The following is a 1,420-nucleotide window of genomic DNA, read 5'->3' as shown; positions in this document are numbered from 1 at the left end:
GGTCACGTCCGCGCTGGTGGTGTAGGAGGCGGTCAGCGCTGATCCGTTGTGGTTGATGTTAGGCGGCGGCGAGTTGGGTGGTGTCGGTGTCGGGTTGGGTTCCCTCGGTGGTGATGACGGTCAGTCGGGCTTTGGTGAGGATGTCCAGGCCCATGTAGCGGCGGCCTTCGGTCCATTCGTCGGTTTGTTCGGCGAGGACGGCGCCGATGAGGCGGATGATCGCGGCGCGGTTGGGGAAGATGCCGACGACGTCGGTGCGGCGGCGGATCTCTTTGTTGAGCCGTTCCTGGGGGTTGTTGGACCAGATCTGTTTCCAGATCACGCGGGGGAACGTGGTGAAGGCGAGCAGTTCCTCGCGGGCGTCGTCGAGGTGGTCCGCGGCGTCGGGGAATCGTTCGGCCAGGGTCGTCACGGTGCGGGTGTACTGCGCTTGGACGGCGTCGGCGTCGGGCTGGTCGAAGATCGTGCGGATCAGGGTCGCGACCCATGGCTGCGCCGATTTCGGGACCTTCGGCAGCAGGTTGCGCAGGTAGTGGGTGCGGCATCGCTGCCACGCCGCGCCGGGCAGGGTAGCCCCGATCGCTGCGACCAGACCGCGGTGGGCGTCGGACACCACCAGTTTGACACCGGACAGGCCACGCGCGGTGAGGGAGCGCAGGAACGCCAGCCAGCCGGCGCCGTCCTCCTCGCTGGTGACGTCCAGGCCGAGGACCTCCCGCTGCCCGTCGCTGTTGACGCCGGTGGCGACGAGGGTGTGCACGCCGACGATCCGGCCGCGTTCGCGGACCTTCACCACGAGTGCGTCCAACGCCAGGAACGTGTACGGGCCGGCGTCCAGGGGCCGGTTGCGGAACGCCTCGACCTGCGCGTCCAGATGCGCCGCCATCTCCGACACCTGGCTCTTGGACAGCCCGGTGATGCCGAGCTGCTCCACGAGCTTCTCCACCCGGCGGGTCGACACCCCCAGCAGGTACGCGGTCGCCACCACCGAGATCAGCGCCTGTTCGGCGCGGCGGCGGTGCTGCAACAGCCAGTCCGGAAAGTAGCTGCCCTGCCGCAACTTCGGGATCGCCAGCTCGACCGTGCCGGCGCGGGTGTCCCAGTCCCGGTGCCGGTAGCCGTTGCGCTGGTTCGTGCGTTCGTCGCTGCGTTCCCCGTACGGTGCGCCGCACACGGCGTCAGCTTCCGCGGACATGAGCGCTTCGGCGAACGTCTTCACCATCGAACGCAGCAGATCGGGTGACGCCGAGCCAAGTTCCTCACGCAGGAACCGGCCAACGTCCACACTCTTGGGTGCGGTCATCGCTTGATCTCTCCTTCGGTACTTTCGTCAGTTCGAAGGATCAAGCGGTGACCGTCTCCATCTCCTCAACCACCTCAAAGGTGGGCGATTCGTACACCACTCCCGTGGACATGACCC

At 67.3% G+C, this 1,420-nt stretch carries 1 protein-coding gene; it reads right to left on the bottom strand.

All coding sequences use genetic code 11. The features are described 5' to 3' along the window. Window positions 1-58: 58 nt before the first annotated feature. The gene (locus ABD332_RS59810; protein WP_344516077.1) at window positions 59-1,303 is read right to left on the bottom strand and encodes an IS256 family transposase; all 1,245 of its coding nucleotides are present in this window, start codon (window positions 1,301-1,303) and stop codon (window positions 59-61) included. Window positions 1,304-1,420: the final 117 nt, after the last annotated feature.

Origin of the sequence: Dactylosporangium maewongense, from assembly GCF_039531485.1 — a bacterium.
GTDB classification, from domain to species: Bacteria; Actinomycetota; Actinomycetes; order Mycobacteriales; family Micromonosporaceae; genus Dactylosporangium; species Dactylosporangium maewongense.
The sequence above is the reverse complement of the archived record's forward strand: the minus strand, read 5'-3'. Positions and strand labels throughout refer to the sequence as shown.